Source organism: Flavobacterium tyrosinilyticum, from assembly GCF_023656565.1.
Taxonomy (GTDB): Bacteria; Bacteroidota; Bacteroidia; order Flavobacteriales; family Flavobacteriaceae; genus Flavobacterium; species Flavobacterium tyrosinilyticum.
Genome location: NZ_JAMOKG010000005.1, coordinates 114,389 through 137,784, shown reverse-complemented (window position 1 = coordinate 137,784; position 23,396 = coordinate 114,389). Strand labels below are relative to the sequence as shown.

The following is a 23,396-nucleotide window of genomic DNA, read 5'->3' as shown; positions in this document are numbered from 1 at the left end:
GTTCTTTTAGTTGATTAATTTATATTTCAATATTGTATTCAAGGTTCTTATTTGGATAATTGGTTTTTAGAATACTTTTTTAATAAAGCCAAATGACATGCAAAGGCTTATCCATCCAATGGTATTTCATAATCGAAAAAGCAAAAGGAGATCTGTTAATCAATATATCATAAGCTCTTCTCTCTACTGTGAGTTCCCATTTATCTTCCAGTTCTACCAGAATTCCATCGCGTACAAGCCAGTTGCCGCGAAAACCGTCTACGGAACAATCTCCAATTTCTGGCCAATGCGAAATCGCCGCTTGTATCAAACCGTTTATTAATTGTTTTTCTTGATCAGAGATATCAATAAAATCAGGCACAGTATCGGTTAAAGGCAAACCGCACAAAACTTTATTAAGAGGCAAATAAACCTCTTCTGTTTCCTGCATTCCTGTAATTAGATATTGCAAGTATTGTACAGCTCTAACTTGATGTTCGTTGCTTCTAAATTTGCTTTCAGAAGTTAGATTCAATCGTTCAAACAGCATCGCGATATAATCGTTTAAGAGTACAATTCCTGCATTTCTAACAGGAATTCCTTGTTTAGGGCTGTTTTTTTGGTTTTCTTTAGTTTTATTATGCTCCATTTTCGAAATTATTTCAGTTTGTTTTAAGACAGTTGAGGTTTGCTTTTCTGCTCTTAGAATTTCTTTAAAACCGAGCTGTAAAGCGGGAGGAAATTGATAGATGTATTTTTCCATATCGGCCAAAAAGCTTTTTTTTGAGATTCCTTTTTTGGTTACAACTTCCCAGATTAATTCGTTCCAGATTTTGTCAATTGCAATAAGTCTCCAATTGTCATTGGTTACAGCTTTTAAGAGTTTTCGCAATAAGAGATGCTGCATTTCTTTAGCCGTCAATCCTTTTATTTTGACATTGCCCAATACATGATTGAATTTTTCCAAAATCCGTAAAGACAATTCCTTGTTTTTATCCAATTGACTAACCGCATTGTATAAATGATGAAAGTTAATATTGCGGCAAAGCCAATCTATTTGGGTTTCAGGAATAAATTCTTTTTTTATTATTCTAAAGAAAATCTTTGACTCTTTTACCATTATGGCGTTCAGAATATCTTTAATCTCTATGGTTTTAGAAATGCTGAAAGCAGGCGGAATTTGCCTTTCTATCAAGATTGATGAAATCCATTTGTATTTCTCTTTTTCCGTTAAATATTCCATTTCAAATAGCAAATCTGTGCTAATTGATTCTGCATTTTCATTTGAAAGTATATAATCAGAAATGCCATTGCTTTCTAAAAAAGGCATAAAATCGGGTGCCGAATTAGCATATTCAAAAGATTTTGTTTCGTTTTGAAGCTGTATTTTTTCCTTCGCCACATTCTTTTTTAAATACAATTTGAGTTCTTTCTGAAGCAGTTTATCAAATAAAATTTCATTGCCTTTGTAAGCAGAATATTTTAAAATCGTGTTCCAGAAAAGTTCATTTAATGCTGCGCTAATTTTAGTTTCCGAAACCGATTTTACATTTCGAATTAGGACAGAAGCCGTTTTCTGAATCCAGTTCTTTTTCAGCGCAACTGCATTTGTCAAGAAATAAAGCAATATGTTTTCACTTTCTTTTTTGTCTTGTTTTCGGAGTAAAACAAATCCTGCATCATTAAAATTAGCACTCAACAATTGCGCTAATTCCTGCTGATCCTGATTTGATGTATTTTGAATGAGCAAGGCAAGCGCAACGGTATCAATTGATTTTGTGTTTTTTAACTGGTTTAAAAAGGTCTTTTTAATAGCCACTCCAAAAGATTTTATTCGTTTGGACTGAATCAGTTTTGCGATAAACTGAAAATAATCATCGCGTCTCGTCTCAGTTACTTTTTTGGATAACTGCACAATAATAGTTTCCAGAAATAAAGAGGAGTTATGCTCTGGATGAAACAATATTTCATGCATTCCGAGAAGCAATAAATCATCGGTAATTAATTCTTCAGGAAAATCATATTGATCTTTTTCATTTAAAATTTCATAGACAACCTGTATCGTTTGTACAAGTTTTGTTTTTTTGTAATTGGCTGTTTTTACCAATAATTGAAGCATTTCTCGATTCAAAACCAATGGGAGTATTTTCTTAAGAATCTCTTTATTTCCGTATGAAAGCATGGCTTCGAAAGCCATTTTAGGATGCAATAAAATAGTTCTAGTCAGCGATCTTTGTAAATCAATAAAAAAGACACTTTTGGTACTGTTTTTCTGTAATTCGAGTTCTAGTTTCGCTACAAGATTTTTGAAATGAACAGCGGGATAATTAGAATTATTACGGCTTATTTCTTTGCAATAAATAGCATTTAGATTCGTAAAAATAACCGCGGCATTATTGCTTTTTATCGCCGCAGGAATTTTAGCATTGGTAAACAGAGCCAATAAATGCTCATGGCTAAGATTATTTTTTTTGCTTAATTCTTTAATGCAAAATAGGAGAAAAGCAGTATTGTCGGTATTTTTATTTTGAATGAGAAATAGAATCCCAATTTGCCATAAAGCCTTACGGTTTGTTTTTAGTTTAAAAGTCTGGCTTAATTGGTTTAGATAAATGATCGATTCTGTATGAAGCTGCGATGGAGTAGTATCCAGTTTTGAATACAGTATTTTTATCGAAATTTCATTTAAATCTGGAAGCAGTGAAACAAGCCAACTCTCATCTTTAAAAATGGGCTGTAGCAGCGTATTAAATTTTGTTTTATTCTCGCTATTCAATACCATTATCAATTCGTTTAAATTGTCTTTGTCGACTTTAAATCTTCTATTGCTTTTATTTTTCAATAATTGCTCTAATAGGCTCCAATAATTTGTAGCAGTTTCAAACTTATAATTCTCGCTTTTTTGCGTTTCATATTCCTGCGTTAGTATTTTAAGACAAGCAATAAAATCGTTGTTCTGCGATGTTTTATCAGAGAGTTTTACAATCGTATTTTCGATTAGAATAATAAGTTCGGCGTAAGCAATATTGTAATGATTTGCCATTTGCAGAATACTGCTTTTCATGAAAGCCAGTTTATTAAAAAGCGTTCCGCGCTCGAGCATCAAAAAGTTCAGAATAAAGAACCATAGATTCTTTTTGAAACTTGCCGTACTTGTCTGGATAATCGTTTCTTTAACCTGGATATTAACCATAGTTGCGCTAAATTCAATAATAGAACTACTATTGTTAGGTTCCAGCGCGGCGATTATTTTAGTGATGTTTTTTTCATCAAACTGCCATGCAATTCGTTTTCTCACTTCCTCGTGAGACATTCCTGTTTCTTTAATAATCGCAATAACCTCAGCGAGATTATTCTGAAGCAATTCTGCCATAATCTGGTTGACAGAACCTTCTTTGTTTTGATAATTCCATGGTAAATAGCCTTCTAGCAAAAAGACCGAAAGATTTTCTAGAATTGATTTTTCTTTATTGTAAACCGCAATTCCGTTTTGCTTCTGATTGTTTTGATACAGAATTAATTCGGCTATTTTCTCTCTTAATAGATTTCGTATTTTTCGGCTAAGATCAAACTCAAGATCGCTATAATCGCAGGAGCCAAGATCAAGTTCCAGCGATTCAATTCGCCAATTTTGTTCCTGTGGGCATAATTCGTCAAAAATAGAGGTAACTTCTCTAGGCAACGAAATTTTGCTCCAAGCACTTAAACGCTCCTGAAGTCTGTAACCTTCTTTCTTTTGGTCAAAAGTGGTGTCCCATTTTAGACTCGATACAATATGGCTATTTATTTCTTCCATTTTTTGTTTCTAAAATTGAGGTTAGACTATGGATTAAATTCACAGCGTACTGCTCTGAGGTTGAACTTGCTTCTATTTCGGTATGATTTGAATCCTGCGTATTTTTGAAGCGCAAACTCTCATGCCAGCTATAGTAATTCGATGTAAAACTTTCAAGTTGCTGAAACTGAGCAAACAGATATTCACATTTTATATTTGTCGGAAGACTGACCGCAAGAAACTGTTCTAAACGTTTTTCGAATTGAGGAGTTCGCAATTCAGGAATAAAATCTGGAAATAACAGAATCGCATTTTTCTTAAAAAGTGCATCGTTGATTGTAATGGTTCCGTTTCCAGAAGAAACGGTAATACGAAAAGAATAATCAGAGAATTTAGTTTTGGTATACTCTATAGATGTTCCAGTTTGAGAATTATCAGTAATAAAAACATATTTTTCATTAGAAAACTCCAATTGGCCTTTTAAAAACTGAGAATCCAAAACGGTTTGGCTTTCCGTATTTAATAGATAATTTATGTTAGCAATGGTTTGAAAATCTGTGTTTTGTATTTCGTAAAAAGAATTATCACTTTGTTTTACAATTTCAAGATTATATTTTAATTGACTTAAGAGAATAGAGGTTTCAATAAAAAAACTACCTTTTCTATTTTCTTTAAGCCAATATATTTTTTGTATGGTTTTATGGCTGTTCAATTGATCTTCAATAGAATTTTGTGAAGCTTCAAATTGTGTTGTAATATAATTGGTATATATGTTTTTTAATCCGAAAAGTAAATTCAGTTTTAATTCTAAACCAGAAAAATTATTGAAATCTGTTTTGCTTAGTTTTTCTTTTTTATTGATTTTATTAGATTGAAAAACAAAATCTGACGTGTTTTCGCTTATATGCTCAAAATGCTCCTTTTTAATGTTTAGCAAATTGGCATCTGCGGTTTGATTAATTTTTGAAGCCGTTAGAATATTATAACCTTTAAAACGGTTGTAGGATAATAAATCGAGATTCTGCAAATACAAACTCTTTATAATAATCTGATCTTTTTTCTTGTTCCCGGTATAGATGGTATCATGAATTATAGCATCAATTACTTTTGGCGATTCGCCGTGTCTGGCGAGCAAATGATCTAGTATTTTGTTTCGTCTTTCGAAGTTAACATCTTCTTCTTCCATGATTTTCATCATTCCAAAGATGTAGGCATTATAAGGATCTTGCTGATATTCTCGCCAGCTTTTTTCTTTCAATTCCTTTTTGGTTTCTTCGCCACTGCTGTATTCAAAAATGGTATTATTTTTCAGTAAAGGTTTGATGTGAGGAATCGTATACAATGATTGATAGAAATAGCTAGGAGAAAACATTTTGTAGGGAACAGGATATTCTAAATGCTTTTTCTCGTATTTATCTTTTAGTGCATAAAAAGCGTCGTTGTCTGACGGCGCTCCGCATACCGAATTGGTGAAAGAAAAAAGTTTGGGAACATTGGCTAATTGCGAAAACTGATTAGCCAAAACCTGATCAAATAAAGTCAAATAGCCTTTTAACTGACGCGATTGCGCCACTTGAACGGGTAAAGAATCGTCTTCGATTTTATCGTCGCCAATGCCATATTGCTGCGGAAATGTATTTTGAATGGAATAATAACTATTGATATCTCTAAAACTGCTTTTGGGCAACTTTATAGTCGGTTTGTTGTTTAAGCTTGTTACATTATCCTGATATTGGGCAATATTAATTTGCAACGGACCAAAGGCATCTGCTACTATTTGTTTTTCATTAGAATTTAATGTTAGTTTTTTCTCTTTATAAGAATTTATAATATCAACAAACAATAATTGGCTTTGTGTTGCTTGAAATGCTTGAACATTATTCGTGTTCTGATAAAGCTGTATTCCTGAAACCGAAATGACACCGGTTACAGACTCCATTACAGGAATTAAATCAATAGCTTTTACAGTATCTTTTTTATCGTATAAAGAATTATCAGAAATCCAACCGTTTTTAAGATATGGGCCATCATATATTGTAGATGCATCATATCCATCTTCTTTCATAGTATCGTAATTCACCTGATCTATTTTCGGAAAAATATAATTGCGAATTTTATTTTGAAGTTCTAATAAAACAGCATGTTCATCTGCACTTTTCTCGAGTTCTATATTTCCGCCAATCCTGCAATTTTGCTGTTGCAATGCAATGGGCATATTAAAAAGTTCGCCAATGTTTCGACTCTGATTGAGGTAGTAATAAACCGATTTGCAAATGTTATTGCATTTAATAGCATCGGTAATATTTGGATTGATATAAAGATAAATTTGATAGACTCTGCTAAATGCCAAAAGATTCTGATTGTAAGGTGCGATTACAACATTGTAAACCTCTTCGATGCCATCTATAATGTATTTTTTGTAATCGTTAATGGTATATGGCGCCGTAGTCAGAATTTTATAAGGCATATAAAACTGATTTTCGATTTCCATTTTTCCAGTAGAATCGGTTAAAATATCAGGAATCGAAAAATCGGTGCAATAGCCTAATTCGGTCATGGCATAACAAACCTGATCTAGAATAGTCATTCCGGGATCGCTCGGGTTAAAGTTGGTCCATTCATTACCAATGTGATTTTGAATATAATCAATAGCTTCGTCTTTCAGGAAATTAAAGTCCTGATGCGGCGGAAGCTGAATTTTTGTTATTTGATTATTAGTATCCATTTCTATTTGGTTATGAAATATTATGATGGGGTGCCGAAACTAAAAGTGTCATTGAATCGTTAGGCATTAAGTTTTCCTGTTCGCTTTTTAAAACAGTTTGCAAGCCCGTAATCGGATCGATGTTGTAGCTCGAAAATGTTACTTTCTCTACCGTAAGAACTCCTTTTATATTTTGCACAAATGTTTTCACTTTGGCATCTATAAGCGGTTTCCCAATTTCTATTTCAGAAGGACAGTTCATAATCCAAGGCGATAAATACTTTTTTAAAGCAAGATTTACATTCTTGGTTACCAAGGTAATCTGGTAGTTTGGATCCACTTGAATTTTGATGTTAATGCTAACGTATTCTAGATCAAAATTGGAAACGTTTTGTTGGGTAAATGGCGATGAATTGGCGCTTAAAAACTTTTGCACCTCAATTTCGAGAGCATTTGTTACCAAAGGTGTAAAGGCATTTGAATCGCTATCTGATGCTATTTTTTTTACCAAATAAACATTGGTGATGTTATTGCTTTCGTCAGTCACTACTTTTGAATAATAGACGGTATCAAACTTTTCGGCAATGAGCGTATAATAATCGGATGCTGTGCTGGCTCTATTTTTGGTTTTTATGCTATTGCTTACTCTTTTATTTCGATCTATTTTGTCTTCGGCAGCTTTTCCTCCAAAAGAAGCAAAAGGCTGTATGATAGTGCCTATTTCTGGAATTTTAATTTCTGTTTTAGTAATTGCATTGGCGGCAATTTGCGGACTTTGCGTATCGGTTAGAAACATCGTTCCGGTTCTTTGCACAATAAAACCATTGGTCTGCATAAAGGTGGTTTTAGAAAATGATTTAAGATTGCCAACAGCCGCGATAGAAATCCAGTTTTTGTTTCCAGGCATGATACTGCTATTGTTATTACAATCTGCAGGAATCGGAATTTCTACAATTCCAGAACATCTAAATTGGTTGGTTTGATCTGATAATGGTTTTATATTTGTCCAGCCCGAATCGCTTAAATAATAATACATAATCTCATTTTGATCGGTAAGGGCGGTCGAATTTCTAGCCAATTCAAAATAGAAGTTTAAAGTGCTGTTGCATATCAAATTATCGAGTTCTATAAATAAGGCTCCGTTATGGTCAAAAGACGGGTAGAGCGGAAAACCTTTTGCAGCATCGTTTTCAGAACTACCTATAATTTCGGTATTGAATACATTGGTTTCGGTTTTGTCAGCTGTTTCACTATCAAAAACGGTATAGTTTGAAAATGGAGCATAAATAAAATATTGTAACGGATAATCTCCCGCTGTGCCATCAAGATTGTAGGTTACGCTTGCATCATATTGAGCAGAAAAAGTCTGTATTTTTGGAACAAACGGAATATTGGCTGCAGGAATAAAATCATCTTGTTTGTGTGCAACTTTATACCCGTTTTGCAAGGCGATGCTAGCTACAACATTGGCATACAATTCGGAACCAAAACCATATTGCGGACTGTTTAAAGTCATTTTTATAAATCCTGATGTGCTTTCTTCAGAATATTTTAAAGGTTCTTTTTGAATGTTCGGATTTGGCTTCCATGCTTTGTCATCAGTTTTAGTTGAACTAGATTTAGCATATATATAATCACTGTTAGAGGTACTAAGAACATTATTGACAGGAACTACAGACAAAGTGTCGAATAAATTAACTGGTTGCGGAACTTCATCAGTTGGAATGAAAACTTGGTCATCTTTGATTCTCGCAATTTTAGTCATTTTAATGCCTTGCCATGATTTGTCTTGCATAATGTTGAAGCATACCATAAAATTGGCATTGGAGAATTCTCTAACGAATGCAATATTTTGCTGTTTGCGAGGAAAAGCGATTCGATACGCTTTTATAACCGAATTGTCCCTTTTTTTTGGAGGATGCAGATAATCACTATATTCTTTGTAATAAATTTCAAAATTGGCTGGTCTTTTATCCCAATCTATTTGTATCGTGAAACTGTCCAAAGGTTTGCTCAAGATTTCATTATTTCCGATGATAAAATTGGCATTAACCAACGGAATTGGTCCAAAAGGAGGGAAGGGACTTTTGGTGCTTAATTCCCCATAATCATTATACAATTGAAACGTTTTGACTCCTTCTACTTTTAAGTCAATAGTGATCGCAGTAACTTTAGGAGGATTCTGCGGATTAGGAACATTTTGAAACAAAACTTTCATCATAGGCCAATCACTTTTTAATCCGTCTGGATTAACCAGAAACGGTTCGATTGCAGCTACACTTGGATCAAGGATTATAGCAATTATAATTGCATTTTGTTTCGTAGCATCGATTGTAAAATTGGAAGGAGCTAAATTCAGTTGTAGCCAATCATTTTGCGTGCTCAAAAAATAACTCGCTTCTTGAAGGATTTTTAAATCGATCTGAGAATCAAATTCTAACGTTACAGTTAGGGTTCTTGTTCCTTCACGCAATAGTAACATGGGTGAAGCAAATGCAATTCCAATTAATGACGGATTTAGAGAATCGTCGTCTGAGCCAAAAGTCTCCCAACTAATGGCTTTATTTTCTGGATCTAATTGAATTTCGGTTGGTTTTACAATGGTTTGCAAATTGTAAGACGCATTGTTTGTGTCCTGATACGAAAGCTTGTGAACACTTGCAATTGTTGCTGGATTTAGATTTACATTTTTTTTAGAAGCAAACAAAATAGGATTCTTTTGGGCATCTACTCCCGCATTAAATAAAGTTCCCGCAGGCAGAGTATAAACAGATGTTGGCTTTGTTAATGTTGCACATAAAAACGCCTTATCTGCAACTGCAGGCAATTTGGTTTGTTTCAGGATATTTTTATAATAAAAATCAAGATGCTTCTCCGAAAGTCCGTTTAATTGATCTTGCTGAATTTTGAGAATATTTACAAACGAACGCAACAAAACAGTATCAGGAAAATTTCCTTTTTTGAGGTTTAATTTCTGGTATTCTTTTGCGGCGTGATGAATGATAGTTTCTAAAAACTGAAATAATTTATCGCCAATTTTGGTTAGAATAGCTAAGCTTGCCTTTAGTACAGCCCTTACTTCATCCAAAATAGGATGTTCTTTTTCAAAACCAAAAACCTGCCAAAAAGGGATTTTATCTTTATTGATATACCAGATATTCTTATCAAAAGATTTAAACTCGTCCCAAGAAACAGAAGTGAGAATTAAATTCTTAATAGATAGTCTTAAGAGATATTGTCTATAAGATTGAATAGCCCAAAAATCTATACTCAGTCTGTTTTTTACTTCTTGCAGCATATACGTTTTGAGATCGTATATTTCGCTGTTTTTTAGCATATGATGGGTCCAGCGCTCTATAATTTGATAAATAGCCGTAATGCGATCAAACAAGTTATTTAAAGCTCTAGTGTTGGATATTATGCTTTTTTTGTTTTCAAGTAATCGTTGAATTTCCAAACAGCCATTTTTATAATCAGCGAACAGTTTTTTGTAATTTGTTTTCGAAATGTACGCCATTAGAAAAACGGGATCTTTCAGCAAAAACGGACTCCAGTTTCCTTCAATAGTATTACTGTCATTATAGAAATTGATCAATTTGCTAAACTCTGTCAAAAAGTACAGCCAATCCTGCTCGGTTCTTCCGTCTATTAAATACGGATTCGGAACGAGTGCTTCGTTGAGAGAATTTATAGCGCTATTTTGATCAATTAAAATCATTTTTTTCGATCTAAGTTGGTTCCTTCTTTTAAATAAAATGGGAACACATAATTGTGTCTTGTATTGGTTTTAGAATAGATGTATGTAATCAGTATTTCGATTGTTCCGTTTACGATATCTGTTGATGCGACTCTAACGTCTTGAACCAATATTCTGGGTTCATATCGTAATAAAGCAAACTTGATCGTTTCTATGATTTCGCCTTTAAGCGTACTATCAATTTTTTTAAACATAAATTGCTGTATTCCAGAACCAAATTCGGCTTCAAGCGTACGCTCGCCTTTACGTGTGTTTAGAATGACATTGATAGATTCATTAATGTTGGTTTCATTTGCAGACAAATTCAGCTGGTGATTGTCTGCAGAGAATGAAACAGGAAATGCCCATCCTGAACCTAAAAAAGCAGTGTCATTATGTGCTGAATTATCCACCGATCATTACATTAAATGCTCCAAGAACAATTGATCCGCCATGAGCAGTTGAATCTCCCATTCTCGCGGCTGGCATTCCGCATATCATAACCGTTGAAGATCCTTTTACAATAGAATCTGGAGGTCCTACACAAACCAGCATGTCGCCAACTCTTGCAGCTGGTAATCCTGCTATTAAAACTGTTGGCGCGCCCGGCCCAACTATTGGTCCTCCTACATGCGGAATTGGCGGTACTCCCGGAGTAACCATCGGACATTGATGAAAATCTGTAAGTCTTGCTGCTGGTGGCATAATTGTTAGTTGTGAATTGTTAGTTGTGAAATTTTAATTATCAATTGTTTGGTTGTTTAATCGATGCTGTAGACAGCTTTGTCAAAGTTTAAAACTTTGACAAAGCTTAAATCGCAGTAATTAACAATTAACAATTAACCATTTATAATTAATCATTAGTTAATCATTACCATTGCACCTTTCAGTGTCAATTGCATTCCTCCTGAGACTTGTGCCATTTGACCGCCTTGAGCGCTGTATTGCATATCTGCATTCTCTTTGATATTGAGACCTTTTATTGAGACATCTCCGCCGCTTGACTGTATGTTTACACCTTGATTTCCTTTGATGGTCACATTTTGATTGGCTGAGATATTGATGTTTTTCTGACTTGATAAATCAATACCGCTACTTGACATTACGATGCTATTATTGTTTTCGTCCTGAATCGTAATTTTCTTGTCTTTATCGCTAATGATGATCGTGTTTTTGTTGGGTGTTGAAACAGTCCAGACTTTGTTGTCATCATCAAACTGTACGGAGATTCCCGATTTAGAAACAATGGCTTTTACCGAATTTTTCTGATTTGGATCTAAACCTGTAAAAGGTTTTATGCTTGTACTGCTATAGACGCTCCCAAGTATTACGGGATATCGCGGATCTTCGTTTATAAAACCCAAAATGACTTCATCTCCAACTTCGGGCATAAAGAAAGCTCCAGCTCCGCTTGTGGAATAGAAATTGGTTAACCTTGCCCAGATTCCTTCGCCTTTTGGATCTAATAAAGGAACATCGACTAAAACTCGGTACTGAGAATCCGGATCTTCATCCATCTTTTTTACTGTAGCGTTAAAAAGACCCTTTGCACCAGGAACAAGTCCAGAAGCGGGTGGTGCCATAACATCTGGTTCTTCGGTAAACCAAAATGGAGAAAGTCCGAGTGTAACTTCTGAAACCCAATTTCCTTGAGATAAATCATGTACAACTCCGCCAATGAGGTAATCGCCATTAAAACGATCTCCAATACCAGCAAAAGTCATATATTTTCCAGGATCGATTAAATTGGTTCCTTGAAATTTTGCTTCGCCCATTATTTTGGCATACTCGCTTTTAATAATTTGTGCTTTAGACCAATTGGTTAAATCAGCACTTTCTAGGGGGGCAGAAGTCTGCAATTGATACGTCGAGAGTCCGATAGCTTCAGATAATTTTTTTGTGGTCAAATTTCCAGCTCCGCTAACATTTGGCGCTGCATTACCGTTTACAACCGCTTGAGTTTTAAAATCCCAGCTATTGGCTGCTACATTTCCTAACTGAGTAACAGCATTTAATTTGGCATTAAATTCAAGAAGATTATCGCCATAAGTTACCGTAAGCACAGATGTGGTGCTTTTATCAGGAGGAAAAACAGAAACTTTCCCGTTTAAAGTGGTTACGATTAAACCATTTGCCTCGGCTAGAGCCAAAATATAATCCCAATCGGTAGCATAAAATTGCACTTGTTCTGGCCAAACGGTAGTTGTGGCAGTAACATCTGAGCTTAAACCGGAATAGTTTCCAATTATAGAAGATATGATATCACTGTCTTTCTGTTTAGAAAAGGTGAGACTTTTTCGGCCTACAATCATTTTTATGGCATTATCGCGACATTCAATTTCTAAAGCAGATCCTACCAAATTATCAATGCGAATGGTTTGGCTCATGATTAAACCAGAAAAAATAACAGCATTATTATTGTCATATCCTGCTTCTATGCTAATTGTTGCGCCAGGTACAAAAGTAGAAGAGGAGCTGGCGTCAAATTTACCCGTATTAGGTTCTCCGTCTAGGATTATGATTTTTGCAGATGCAATTCGGTTTACTTTTTTTTCGATATGAATAGAAAGCAGGCTAAGTTCATCGGCTATTGCCGATCCATTGACTTTAACTGCGAATGTTGCGATTCCGCCACTTTTTATTTCGGTTGAAGCACTCATTAGTTTGAAGGGATTATGGGTGGAAAAATTAATTTGTCAACACCGTTAAGATTTCTGAATTTGTTAAGTTTATTATGTTCTGCAACTTGTATATAAAAGGAATCGTCATTCCAGATTTTCTGGCACAATTGCGGTAAAGACATTCCTTCAGAAACGCTTACAATATGAGTAAGGTCTGGAGATTCTGGAGCATCTGTTCGAGTTACCGTTTTTGGAGAAATATAGCGACTGAACGATAATGATATCTTGGCTCTAAGCGGACTTCCGTCTGGTTTAAAAAGAGTGTAAGAGATGTCAATAGAATCGAGAACTCCGTTGAATGTGATATTCTGTCCCCATTGTACTTTTACAAAATTAGGGCGATGTATTTTACCGTTATAAGTATAAATAATCGTTTCTAAAGCGGTTATTTCTTTAGACATATCAGTACGCTTGGCATCTATGATTCCGGTACAGTCTATTACCATTTCAAAACTCAGTTTATCGCTTGGCGTGCTTTTGTACTTTTGAGAAGCCGAACTTGTTGCCGGAGCTTGCTGTTCGTTGTATTCGATGCTTTTTTGTATTTTGATATTATCAGGATTAATCATGAAGGCATAGGGATTTCCGGAGAATTTATTCTGAAATTCTTCGTCTGTATATCCCGTAATTTTCATTAATTCTAAACTTGCCATTTGTATCTTATTTTAAGTTTAAATTTTTTTAAATCCTGGTTGGTCTTTGAAATATTTTCTCTCGCAGATTTTGCAGATTTTTTTAATCTTTTTTATTTGCGGTTTGAATTATTTCACGCAGATTTTAAAATGGATTTAAGCAGATTTTGCAGATTTCTTGTTTCTAATCTTTCTAATCTTTTTAATCCTTTAATCCTTTAATCTGTGGCTTAACGCTTATAGCTATTCTCCTGATTTTTTTCTGCAATTAATCTTTTACATTCTTCCAGCAGCTGTTTTCTCAAAATGGAGATTTCTCGTTCTTTGGTTAGCGCCGAATTTTTAGTGTTGTTGGTTACGATTTCTGTTTTAATGACAAGTTCTCTTATTTCGATTGGCATAATGATTTAGGTAAAAAGTTTATCAAATTTGGTATCCTTAGAAATGTCAAAATAGGTGTATGCCAGCTCAATAGATTCTATCGCAATATTGCTTTCCTGAGAGTTTAAGTCAGAAACGGCATATTTTACTGGATAGGCATTGTTAAACGTCCATTGCATACAGACTACGCCTGAAGCATTAAGCAGTTTTAAGATCACATTTTTGGGCTGTATTGGGTTTGATAATCCTTGATCGATGCAGTTGGCACACCAATTGACCAACTGAGATCCTGCAGGCACCATAGCTCTTTTAAGCACTAAGTTTTGACTGTTAGAAATGGTTGGGAGGCGATATTTAAATCTATTTTCGCCTCCGCAAACAATTTCTTCTACGCTTAATTCTTTAGATATTCCAGATACCTCCTTGAAAGCCGCATCTACACCTGCAAATGAAAGTGTAAAATAAAAGCTAACGGGATAATCGTTACTTACCGCCATTTTTAATGATCAGTTGTTCGTGTGCAATTTCTATCGTGTCTACCGCAACTTCGTTACCGTCAGACTTCAAATCGGTGCTCGTAATTTTGGTTGGCCAAGCATTGTTTAGTGTCCATTGCATGGTTACGCCGCCTTTTTCGTCCAATAATTTGATCAGAACCGTTCTTCTTTTAATCGTATTCATTACGACTTGCTGATGCCAATCCCAAAAAGTATTATCATTTACAAAAATGCCACGTTTCATAGTTACGTTTCCGTATTTGGTAATACCGGGCATTTTCTCCACAGAAAAAAGTGGACTGTTACTTTTGCGATATTCTATAATTTGATTTTCGACATCCATTCCCGTAACTTCCTGAAAAGCTACTTTGGTTAATTCTGTTCCAAGATCTACTTCGAATCTAAACTTTGGCATGGGCCATGTTGCGCCTTGTGCGCTTCCGTCATCTGTTGCCATATTATTTTATATTTAAATTAAAAATTTACTTAAGTGAGTTTTTGTTTGATTAACTAGAAGTTGCCATTTGCTGTTGAAATGTCAAGACAATGAATTCCGCCGGATGAACAACTGCAACTTTTACTGTTACATTCATGAAACCATTTAAAAGATCATCTGCCGTCATTGTAGAACCCAATCCGCAGGCTACAGAAAAGGCATCAGAAGCGCTGGCTCCCTGCAGACCTCCTTGTTTCCAGATCGAACTAAGAAAACTGCTGATCATAGAAATAACAGCTTCCCAAGTATTTTTGTCGTTAGGCTGGAAAACATAAGCTTGAGCAGCCAGTTTACAAGATTGCTCTAAGAATATCATAGTTCTGCGTACTGGAATATATCTCCAATCTTGACTGTTTCCGTCTAATGTTCTGGATCCCCAGATTAAAATTCCTAAACCATTAAATGTTCTAATGGCATTGATCGATTTACCCGAAACAGCATCAACGTTTAAATTGGCTTGCTGACTTTCAGAAATGGAAATTGGCAATGATGCCGCACCTACAATAGAAGTATTAGCAGGAGCTTCCCACGGACCAACAGCATTGTCTACCGTTGTAATAACGCCTGCCATAGCACCGCTTGGAGGAAGAATATTAGCATCTGCTACAATGTGTTTTATCATTAAGGAATACGTCTGACTTGCAATAAGCAAAGCATTATGATTTTGCGTTACAGTCAAAGTGCTCGATGGATTCTGAATATTGGCAATAATAGCAGCAACGGCTGGATTAGGAGCACTAGGCGGATTAAGAACGGCTTCTAGTTGTTTTACATCTCCACCAAATAAATTAGTGTAATCAATATCAGAATTTTGCATTATCGTAGTTCCTATAAACGGGTAATATGCCATTCCGTAGTTTAATCCAACAGAACCGGTGTTCATTCTGAAGTTTGTAATGTCTTCTGTATACAAAATAGGATCTGGGGCGTCGCCACCAATAATGTCAAATAAGCACATTGCCGTTTGCATTTGCGTCGACTGAAGAAGCATAGCCTGCATTAGAGTCCCGTTGTTTTCTACGCTTAGTAAAGTCGCTTCTGGACAAATATACATAGTTGGTTCCTGCTCGTTTAGCAATAGAGAAAGACCCTTCGTCAAATCATTCAATTGCACATTCGGGTTTACAACTGGAATTCCCGGAGTTCCTGGTTTTTGCGACGCAGGTCCATAAGAACCAACAGAAACAATATAAGCATCTCCACCGCCATTTTCATAAAAAAGCCTTACGCTATTGTATAAATAATAAACCGTGTTCGGATCTGGAACTATCGAGTAATACGTTCCTGCAATTAGCATGTAGTCTCCTTTTATAGGTTGACTTTTTTCTGCTACTAAATAGTATTCAGGTTTGTACTGTTTAGACGGACTTGCAGGAGCAGGTGGATCTGGCAAAGAGAAAAAAGCCTCAAAATCAGCAAAAGATGTGATTTTTACTGGCACATTCGTATACGATTTTCCTTCGTAAGAGGCCTGTGGTGTGTACCCTATAAATGCTGGTATAGCTGTAGCTACTCCAACAACAGAATTGGGAAAAGCATTTAGTTCTTGAATGTAAACACCAGGAGTTTGAATGGTAGATAAATTCATTGATTTTAGTTTTTAATGTTCATTTTTAATAGTTTTTTATAAATAGATATACATTGGCGATGCGACATGATTTGGGTCGCTATTCTCGATTATTCCTATTCTAGAGACATCTGGATTAGGCAGTCCTTTTATAATTACTTTGGGCTTGGCATTGTTTTGATTTGCAGAGGATGAATTGCTTATTAAATCAAATTTATATTTAGGCTTTTCGCTAAGCGTGATATAGGTTTTGTTGGAAGTAAACAATAATGCCGATTCTCCCGTTTGGATGGTTACATTTTGGGGTCCGTCAAATTGTATGTTTTCTTTTTTTGTAATCGAAGGATTGTTTAACTGCACTGCATTCTTATTGATAAAATAATATTGCCATTGTGTGGCTCTTGCCGTAAAATTGATTTCAAAAACAGTAGCATTACCAAAAGGCTGTTCTTTTAATATATCTTCAAAATAAATTTTTAAAAGACCAAAATGAGTCGATACAGGTTTGTTTTCTAACGTTTGGTTAAGGACTATTTTACCCTCATTGTTTAGATTTTTAGGATCTTGACTAGAGTAAGTAACCGCTCCAATCCAATTAATGGGTAATGTAGTAAAGAGAATAAAATTAGGATTAGTGCATTTTATATCAAACTCAAAATAGTTTTGCTGTGTAGTTTGTGCTATATAATTGAATAAGTCTGATAATGATGATTTTGTATTTGAATATAAATCGAGTCCGTTTGAAAAGGGATTTATTTTAAAGCCAAATTTTTTGAAAATCTTATCCGTATTATGATTGGGAATAAAGTGAAGACAATTACATTTTCCGCTATCAAAAAAAGTATGATAGGCCGCAATACCAAAGGTTTTTATGTAATTGCTCTGTATCATTTGGAAATGGTGTTATTGGTGTTCTTTACAGAAGGTATGATTTCCATAATTTCATGACTCTGAACTTTTATCAGCTTCATTTTGTAAATAATAGAAGGCTGATATTTTGCCGCCATTGCTGTCCACAAACTGTGCATTTGATGGTAAGAGATCTTTTCGTACTCAAATTCTAATCGGCTTAAGCCATCTGGAATAGAAGAGGAGGAAGACGCATCGATATAATTATTAATCTGAAAGAAGGCGATTATGGCGTCTAAAAACTTTAAAGATTCGGTATAATCATCAAAGTTGCTGCTAATCAACAAGTCAATGTTGTATCTTTCTGTGGGATTGAAATTAGAATAGTTTCCGCTTTCTAATTTCTGGTTTCTAATATAAAAAGGCTGATTGGTTTCTTTTTCAATATTTATTAGCGATAAAACGACTTTGTTTTGGTTCACTTTAGGTAAAGTTCCACTTGGTTCAATAAGATAGTTCACAACGGTTTTGTCTTCGGTTAAAGCAAAACGATTTTTTAAAAACTGTCCCAATAATTTATTCGTAAATTGAAGTGATTGATGTATCATCGTATTTAACTCTTAAATTAATTCAGTGCAATAGCGCATCGATTGGCTATTTGTATTTGTAAAAGTAGCTGACAATTAGATTTGTACGAGAATTTTGCAATATACTTTTCATAGACAGGGACAAAAGATGTTTGGCATTTTTGTAGACAAAATATAGACAGAAAAAACTTTGTCTACGCTTTGTCTCAAATAGAGGCATAAACGGCTGAAATGTAGAGAAAAGTTTTAGCAATATGGAAATAGCACCATTAAAAATGGCACTGATTAAAATGTTTTATGGAAAATTAAAAAGAGTGTAATACAAACAAAGAAAATCATAAAATGGATAGTATAAAACTATCTTTTGTACTGCTAGAATAGAATAAGCATTACAATTGTAAAAGGTATAAATAAAATAAAAGATAATTTACGAAACTGTTCTGAGGTACGAAATGATATCATCTTCTTTTTTAAGCGTTAGTTTCTTTTTAAGACGATATTTATGAGTTCGAACACTTTCTTGATTAATGCCAAGAAGATTGGTGATGTCATTGTTGCTCATATTCATTTTAATATAGCAGCAGTATTTTAAATCTCGAGAACTTAAGGAAGGATGCTTTTTGGCAAGAGCCAGAAGAAAATTTGGATTTGATTGTTCAAAATAGATTTTAAAATCGTCCCAGAGTTTATTGTCGTTCGCGACTGTCTTTATCGAATTTACAATTGACATTAGTTCAATTCTAGTGGCATCGTCTACGTTTGGATAGAGATAAGAGATACGTTCTTTTACTTTTAAAAGCACTTCAACCTTTTGATCCAGTTCCATTACGTAATGGCTTAATTTATCGGAGTTATTTTTCTGAAAAGCGGCTTCTGCAAACGTCGCTGCCGGTTTGATTTGCGGTTCTGTTTTTTTAAGAAGAAAGATAGATTGAATTCGATAAATTAAAAAATCGGTATTCTTAATCTGATTGTATGGATAAGTAAAAACAATGTTTTGTTTTGTCCAGCATAAGGATTCGCATTCATAATTTTGAGTCAAGTATAAAATGGGAATATTTCTTTTATCAGAATTGAAATTGGTATCATTTAAAACGAGCTGATTTTGTTTGAATCCTAAAATCACTAAATCAGGATTTAAAGAGTTTATCGCATTTTTCAAATCTAATCCTGTTGATACAGAAACGGTAGAAAACGTATAAGCAGATACTATTGATATAGCATTTAATATCATAGTCAGTATCGTGACATCGTCACATCCAATTACTATAGATTTTTTTTCGAGCATTTTTGGGGTAGTTTATTGCTTTTGTATGCAGTACTAATTTCTAATACTGTATATGAAATGAAAAATAGATAATAACATTTTCGTCGTTATAAACGGCTCTAACCATCAGATGGAGTTTAAACAATGCATAAACTCCAATCTCCCACCAACATTAATAACTTGATTTAATAAAATAAAATAGAATAGACATTTTGATGATTTGTGGCTTGTAAATTAAAGGGATGTAAATTTATTTAATATATAGGAATATTACTATAAGTACTATTACGTGTTTTTGTATTTATTTGTGTTAATTAACAATTTTATGACTTTAAGTTTCAAAAAATCTGCAAAAAGGCCCCTCAATAGTCTCTGAAGCATTCTTAATCAACCTGAATTATAATATTGATTTATGATAAGGGGACAACCGCCTTTTTGATATTGGCAGCAATACGTCGCTAACCGCAGAATTTCTAACCATGATGATGAGGTGTGAATAGCGGTGCATGATGTAAAAAAACACCTGATTTTACCATTGTTGCATTTTAACGGTTCAAGGTTCATTTTACTATTTCTGGTTTCAGATTATAATCTGAAACCATTTCAAGAGTTTCAAACATAAAGATTAAAGTTTTTCATTTTAACTTTAAGTATTCTTTCAAATCAATTTTCTAACTGATAGAAACAGAGCTGATTTTAATTGAGTATGTAATGAACTTATAAGGTAAAATAAAGTATTAATTTAAATACAACTAGACCTATGGCCGCTATTCCTGACGAATTGTACAATGTTAAATTTGCAGCGTATTTTGATTCGATGAAAGAATTGTATATTCTCGATCAAAAATTTAAAGTAATATGTGATGCTTACTGTGCAAGTACCGCTAAAACGGAGCTTTATAAGGATAGAAGTGAAAAAAATTATCGTCGTAAGATGAAGTTTGAAAATCTTTCTAGGGAATTGGAAGAAGAAATACTGTTCTATATTATGAGAAACAGATAACTATTTTTTAGTCTATTTTGAAAGTGCTATTTCGGATACCCTTTTCCATTGTGCTATTTTTTCCTCTTTCGTTAAACCAGCATTTAATCCACTAGTTGATGGCAAGGTTGTATAAGTGATTCCTTCTTGCGGAGCTGTATGTTTTAAAAAATACTTTGCAGCCGCTTTACTTTCAAAAAAGACATATTTTATATTAGGATAATGTTGATGCAAACCTTCAAAATCATTAATTGTTTCTTCGGTAATAGAAGCATCGCTACTTCCTTCTCTTTTACAGCTTTGTAAAACATTCCAAAGACCAATGTTGTACTTTTTTACTAGTGCTTTTCGATCTTCATAAGAGGCGCTAAATTCTTCTTCAAAAATAGCAAACAAAATTTTCCAGAAAAGATTTCCTCGATTTGCATAGTATTCTTGCTTGGCAATAGATTGCTCGCCCGCCATAGTTCCCATAATTAGAATAATTGTAGAATTGTCAATTAAAGGGGGAAGGGCTTTTTTTAGCATTGATTTTTCTATTTTCTTTTTGTTCTGTAAAATTAGGGATAAAGACTCAAAACCAGCAAAATCAAAATTACAAACACATTTCTGTTTTTTGCTATGGTTTAATTATTTATTTTTTTTAAATGGAATAGAAAGAATATTTTGAAGTTGATATCTTTACCCAATTGCAATAATATTATAAGTACGAAAAATTTAAAGCCGCCAAAATGAATGTAAATCTAGTTTCTCTAACAGATGCTCTATATGAGCATTACAAGGAGCATAAATATCTAAAATTAAATATCGAATATGAATTTACTGTATCAGGAAGTTATAGGTTTTTGGTGAGATATTTATTAGAGTCAGGAGAGGTAGTTCCAACAATTATAAGTTCGGATTCTATTGATGATGAAGTTGAAAAAGTGTCAGAGTATTTTCAAGAAACAATTCAGACGGAAGAAAAATTCAATAGATTTATTTTAGAATTGAATAATGATAAAACCTATTCTCAAAAACATTTTTGGGATAGTCAAAAAGAAAAGCAGGATTTGTTGGAAAGTGCTGAGGTTTTCTACCAATGGGTAAATTATCGAATGATGTCTATGATATTTGAATATGAAAGAGACAATAATCTTGTGCCAACACAATATGATGATGATGGCGATTTAGAATATTTGAGTTCATGGGACAGCGGTATATTCACTTTCTATATTAATGATAAAGAAGAACTGGAATATAAAATAGAGTTAACTCAGGATGGAGAAGAAAGGATTTTAAATATGCCTCTTAAGGATTATTTCGTCGAAGGAATTTTAGAACATCATAAAATAACAAACACAGAACTTGCCGATATATGGCAACCTTGGAGTACAATGATTTTAAAATCGCTTCATTATGATATTCCTTATGATAAAAGAGAGGAGTTTGTGAGGTATATTTAAATTGGATATTTAATTTTTTAAAGTAAAGACATAAACAAAGAGACTTTTTGAGTCTCTTTGTTACTGATTTTTTTATAAAGCTTATTTGCTGATTAATTTTTCAAGCCTTACATTATTTCATCTTCTGGATCTTTTAAACCACAGAACAAGCGCTTTTATGCTCTTTAACCAAAGGTTTAAGTCCAAGATTTTGAAACATCTGCATGTCTTCAGAAAGTCCAGGGTTTGGTGTTACCAATAACGTTTCGCGTTCTCCTGTAAAAATAGAATTGGCTCCAGCCATAAAACACCAAGCTTGTTCTTCTTCGGTCATTTCGATGCGTCCGGCACTTAAGCGTACAACAGCAGCAGGCATAATGATACGCGCAGTGGCGATCATTCGAACCATATCCCAAAGAGGCACTTTGGGGTTATTTTCTAAAGGAGTACCTTTTACTCTTGCCAAAGCATTTACAGGAACAGATTCTGGATGAACGGGCATAGTAGCCAAAGTTGCTAGCATAGAAACACGATCTGCAGGAGTTTCTCCTAAACCAATGATTCCACCAGAACAAACTGTGATTCCCGCTTTTCTGACATTATTAATAGTATTAAGACGCTGATCAAACTTACGTGTACTGATGATTTCGTCATAATAACTTTCAGAAGTGTCCAAATTATGATTGTAAGCGTACAAACCCGCTTCTTGCAGACGTTTAGCCTGTTCTTCGGTAAGCATTCCTAACGTACAGCAAACTTCTAGTCCAAGATCATTAACGCCTTTTACCATTTCAATAACACGATCGAAATCTTTGTTATCACGAACTTCACGCCAAGCAGCAGCCATACAAAAACGAGAGGAACCACCTTCTTTTGCTTTTTGTGCGTGCTCCAATACTTTTTCGGTTGGCAATAAAGCTTGAACTTTAATATCGGTATGGTAACGTGCTGCTTGTCCGCAGTAAGAACAATCTTCAGGACAGCCGCCTGTTTTTACAGAGAGCAAGGTGCAAACCTGTATTTCTGAAGGTTTATGCCAATTGCGGTGTACAGTTGCAGCCTCATAAACTAATTCTAATAAAGGCTTATCGTATATAGCTTGAATTTCTTCTCTGCTCCAGTCGTTTCTTATTTGTCCGTTCATTTTTTATTTTGATGCTTTATGATTTTTAGCCAAAAGTATTGTTTTGCTGTAGCATCAAAATGTACCACTTTTTATATTTTGTGTAGTCCGGTTTATAATAATAAGTTAGACACGTTTAGAATCGGGATGCTTAATTCATTACAAAAATGCTAAATATATCATGGATACATTATTAAAAAAGGTATAAAAACAGCTGTAGGAAAAATGAGAACAAATTTTACAGATTAAGCTTTCTGTATTGCAAAGGAGAAATCTGTTTTAGCTCTTTAAACTTTCGATTAAAATTGGAAATATTATTAAAACCGCATAATTCTGCAATTTCTAAAACGGAAAGTTCTTCATTGTTCGATAATAATTTTGTTGCTCTTTCAATACGAACTTCGATAAGAAATTGAAAAAAAGAGAAGAATTTATTCACGAAAGTTATATAGGAAGTAAGTTTATTGGAAAAGTGGTGGAAGAAAATCCTATAGGAGATATTCCCGCAATTGTTCCAAGGATACAAGGCTGGGCAAAAGTGTACGCCAACTGGTATGCCAATTATTGCCAGAGATAAAAAAATCGTAAATTTGACCTTAGCAACAGGACATGCCATGATGGGATTAAGTCTGACACCGGCGACAGGAAAAATCGTGACAGAGATTATTTCTGGTAAACCTGCTTCTGTAGCAATTGACCGATTCCAAATATAAATT

General features: G+C 34.2%; 19 protein-coding genes and 2 pseudogenes. 4 read left to right on the top strand and 17 right to left on the bottom strand.

Features of this window, described 5'->3' with window-relative positions:
• Nucleotides 1–79 precede the first annotated feature (79 nt).
• The 14 genes from NCC77_RS22845 to NCC77_RS22780 form a co-directional block, all read right to left on the bottom strand.
• Complete coding sequence (locus NCC77_RS22845) at nt 80–3,775, bottom strand: contractile injection system tape measure protein (RefSeq protein WP_250837626.1); 3,696 nt, start codon at nt 3,773–3,775, stop codon at nt 80–82.
• Nucleotides 3,759–6,479: a hypothetical protein gene (locus NCC77_RS22840; protein ID WP_250837625.1), complete on the bottom strand. Its 2,721-nt coding sequence runs from the start codon at nt 6,477–6,479 to the stop codon at nt 3,759–3,761. Before NCC77_RS22840 ends, NCC77_RS22845 begins: the two co-directional genes overlap by 17 nt.
• A 10-nt stretch (nt 6,480–6,489) precedes the next feature.
• On the bottom strand, nt 6,490–10,176 hold the full coding sequence (locus tag NCC77_RS22835) for a baseplate J/gp47 family protein (protein WP_250837624.1): 3,687 nt from the start codon (nt 10,174–10,176) through the stop codon (nt 6,490–6,492).
• A complete protein-coding gene (locus NCC77_RS22830; protein ID WP_250837623.1) occupies nt 10,173–10,607 on the bottom strand; it encodes a GPW/gp25 family protein in 435 nt (144 codons plus the stop codon). The genes NCC77_RS22835 and NCC77_RS22830 overlap by 4 nt, the downstream gene beginning before the upstream one ends.
• The gene (locus NCC77_RS22825) at nt 10,600–10,899 is read right to left on the bottom strand and encodes a PAAR domain-containing protein (protein ID WP_250837622.1); all 300 of its coding nucleotides are present in this window, start codon (nt 10,897–10,899) and stop codon (nt 10,600–10,602) included. Before NCC77_RS22825 ends, NCC77_RS22830 begins: the two co-directional genes overlap by 8 nt.
• Nucleotides 10,900–11,054: 155 nt before the next feature.
• Nucleotides 11,055–12,854, bottom strand: a complete 1,800-nt coding sequence (gene vgrG, locus NCC77_RS22820) for a type VI secretion system tip protein VgrG (RefSeq protein WP_250837621.1) — start codon at nt 12,852–12,854, stop codon at nt 11,055–11,057.
• A complete protein-coding gene (locus tag NCC77_RS22815; RefSeq protein ID WP_250837620.1) occupies nt 12,854–13,528 on the bottom strand; it encodes a CIS tube protein in 675 nt (224 codons plus the stop codon). Before NCC77_RS22815 ends, vgrG begins: the two co-directional genes overlap by 1 nt.
• Before the next feature lie 209 nt (nt 13,529–13,737).
• Nucleotides 13,738–13,908, bottom strand: a complete 171-nt coding sequence (locus tag NCC77_RS22810; protein ID WP_250837619.1) for a DUF5908 family protein — start codon at nt 13,906–13,908, stop codon at nt 13,738–13,740.
• A gap of 6 nt (nt 13,909–13,914) precedes the next feature.
• The gene (locus NCC77_RS22805; RefSeq protein WP_250837618.1) at nt 13,915–14,385 is read right to left on the bottom strand and encodes a phage tail protein; all 471 of its coding nucleotides are present in this window, start codon (nt 14,383–14,385) and stop codon (nt 13,915–13,917) included.
• The gene (locus NCC77_RS22800) at nt 14,372–14,842 is read right to left on the bottom strand and encodes a phage tail protein (protein ID WP_095930122.1); all 471 of its coding nucleotides are present in this window, start codon (nt 14,840–14,842) and stop codon (nt 14,372–14,374) included. The genes NCC77_RS22805 and NCC77_RS22800 overlap by 14 nt, the downstream gene beginning before the upstream one ends.
• Nucleotides 14,843–14,891: 49 nt before the next feature.
• The gene (locus NCC77_RS22795) at nt 14,892–16,469 is read right to left on the bottom strand and encodes a phage tail sheath family protein (protein WP_250837617.1); all 1,578 of its coding nucleotides are present in this window, start codon (nt 16,467–16,469) and stop codon (nt 14,892–14,894) included.
• 36 nt (nt 16,470–16,505) lie between these two features.
• Complete coding sequence (locus NCC77_RS22790; protein WP_250837616.1) at nt 16,506–17,339, bottom strand: hypothetical protein; 834 nt, start codon at nt 17,337–17,339, stop codon at nt 16,506–16,508.
• Nucleotides 17,336–17,905, bottom strand: coding sequence for a Pvc16 family protein (locus NCC77_RS22785; protein WP_250837615.1), 570 nt, complete (start codon nt 17,903–17,905; stop codon nt 17,336–17,338). The genes NCC77_RS22790 and NCC77_RS22785 overlap by 4 nt, the downstream gene beginning before the upstream one ends.
• Nucleotides 17,906–18,311: 406 nt before the next feature.
• Nucleotides 18,312–19,172 (bottom strand): helix-turn-helix transcriptional regulator, encoded by an 861-nt coding sequence (locus tag NCC77_RS22780; protein WP_250837614.1) that lies wholly within the window; start codon nt 19,170–19,172, stop codon nt 18,312–18,314.
• A 739-nt stretch (nt 19,173–19,911) separates the two neighbouring features.
• Between NCC77_RS22780 and NCC77_RS22775 the strand changes: the two genes are divergently transcribed.
• Nucleotides 19,912–20,154: a hypothetical protein gene (locus NCC77_RS22775; protein WP_095930117.1), complete on the top strand. Its 243-nt coding sequence runs from the start codon at nt 19,912–19,914 to the stop codon at nt 20,152–20,154.
• Between the two features lie 12 nt (nt 20,155–20,166).
• Here the strand turns inward: NCC77_RS22775 and NCC77_RS22770 are convergent, their stop codons facing one another.
• Nucleotides 20,167–20,661: a DNA-deoxyinosine glycosylase gene (locus NCC77_RS22770; RefSeq protein WP_250837613.1), complete on the bottom strand. Its 495-nt coding sequence runs from the start codon at nt 20,659–20,661 to the stop codon at nt 20,167–20,169.
• A 203-nt stretch (nt 20,662–20,864) separates the two neighbouring features.
• Here NCC77_RS22770 and NCC77_RS22765 point away from each other — a divergent pair, with 203 nt between their 5' ends.
• Nucleotides 20,865–21,578, top strand: a complete 714-nt coding sequence (locus tag NCC77_RS22765) for a hypothetical protein (RefSeq protein ID WP_250837612.1) — start codon at nt 20,865–20,867, stop codon at nt 21,576–21,578.
• 133 nt (nt 21,579–21,711) lie between these two features.
• Here the strand turns inward: NCC77_RS22765 and bioB are convergent, their stop codons facing one another.
• Entirely contained in the window at nt 21,712–22,701 is a 990-nt protein-coding gene (bioB, locus tag NCC77_RS22760; protein WP_250837611.1) for a biotin synthase BioB, read from the bottom strand.
• Between the two features lie 217 nt (nt 22,702–22,918).
• Nucleotides 22,919–23,104, bottom strand: a pseudogene (locus NCC77_RS22755) (helix-turn-helix domain-containing protein); the annotation flags it as partial.
• Here NCC77_RS22755 and NCC77_RS22750 point away from each other — a divergent pair.
• A pseudogene (locus NCC77_RS22750) lies at nt 23,090–23,257 on the top strand (proline racemase family protein); the annotation flags it as partial. The pseudogenes NCC77_RS22755 and NCC77_RS22750 sit on opposite strands and share 15 nt — an antisense overlap.
• A gap of 13 nt (nt 23,258–23,270) precedes the next feature.
• On the top strand, nt 23,271–23,393 hold the full coding sequence (locus NCC77_RS23005; protein WP_284705102.1) for a hypothetical protein: 123 nt from the start codon (nt 23,271–23,273) through the stop codon (nt 23,391–23,393).
• Nucleotides 23,394–23,396: the final 3 nt, after the last annotated feature.

What these genes read in the sequence shown, in the direction of transcription:
- NCC77_RS22845 (WP_250837626.1), bottom strand. Translation starts at nt 3,775, where the DNA reads ATGGAAGAAATAAATAGCCATATTGTATCGAGTCTAAAATGGGACACC.
- NCC77_RS22840 (WP_250837625.1), bottom strand. Translation starts at nt 6,479, where the DNA reads ATGGATACTAATAATCAAATAACAAAAATTCAGCTTCCGCCGCATCAG.
- NCC77_RS22835 (WP_250837624.1), bottom strand. Translation starts at nt 10,176, where the DNA reads ATGATTTTAATTGATCAAAATAGCGCTATAAATTCTCTCAACGAAGCA.
- NCC77_RS22825 (WP_250837622.1), bottom strand. Translation starts at nt 10,899, where the DNA reads ATGCCACCAGCAGCAAGACTTACAGATTTTCATCAATGTCCGATGGTT.
- vgrG (WP_250837621.1), bottom strand. Translation starts at nt 12,854, where the DNA reads ATGAGTGCTTCAACCGAAATAAAAAGTGGCGGAATCGCAACATTCGCA.
- NCC77_RS22815 (WP_250837620.1), bottom strand. Translation starts at nt 13,528, where the DNA reads ATGGCAAGTTTAGAATTAATGAAAATTACGGGATATACAGACGAAGAA.
- NCC77_RS22810 (WP_250837619.1), bottom strand. Translation starts at nt 13,908, where the DNA reads ATGCCAATCGAAATAAGAGAACTTGTCATTAAAACAGAAATCGTAACC.
- NCC77_RS22805 (WP_250837618.1), bottom strand. Translation starts at nt 14,385, where the DNA reads ATGGCGGTAAGTAACGATTATCCCGTTAGCTTTTATTTTACACTTTCA.
- NCC77_RS22800 (WP_095930122.1), bottom strand. Translation starts at nt 14,842, where the DNA reads ATGGCAACAGATGACGGAAGCGCACAAGGCGCAACATGGCCCATGCCA.
- NCC77_RS22795 (WP_250837617.1), bottom strand. Translation starts at nt 16,469, where the DNA reads ATGAATTTATCTACCATTCAAACTCCTGGTGTTTACATTCAAGAACTA.
- NCC77_RS22790 (WP_250837616.1), bottom strand. Translation starts at nt 17,339, where the DNA reads ATGATACAGAGCAATTACATAAAAACCTTTGGTATTGCGGCCTATCAT.
- NCC77_RS22785 (WP_250837615.1), bottom strand. Translation starts at nt 17,905, where the DNA reads ATGATACATCAATCACTTCAATTTACGAATAAATTATTGGGACAGTTT.
- NCC77_RS22780 (WP_250837614.1), bottom strand. Translation starts at nt 19,172, where the DNA reads ATGCTCGAAAAAAAATCTATAGTAATTGGATGTGACGATGTCACGATA.
- NCC77_RS22775 (WP_095930117.1), top strand. Translation starts at nt 19,912, where the DNA reads ATGGCCGCTATTCCTGACGAATTGTACAATGTTAAATTTGCAGCGTAT.
- NCC77_RS22770 (WP_250837613.1), bottom strand. Translation starts at nt 20,661, where the DNA reads ATGCTAAAAAAAGCCCTTCCCCCTTTAATTGACAATTCTACAATTATT.
- NCC77_RS22765 (WP_250837612.1), top strand. Translation starts at nt 20,865, where the DNA reads ATGAATGTAAATCTAGTTTCTCTAACAGATGCTCTATATGAGCATTAC.
- bioB (WP_250837611.1), bottom strand. Translation starts at nt 22,701, where the DNA reads ATGAACGGACAAATAAGAAACGACTGGAGCAGAGAAGAAATTCAAGCT.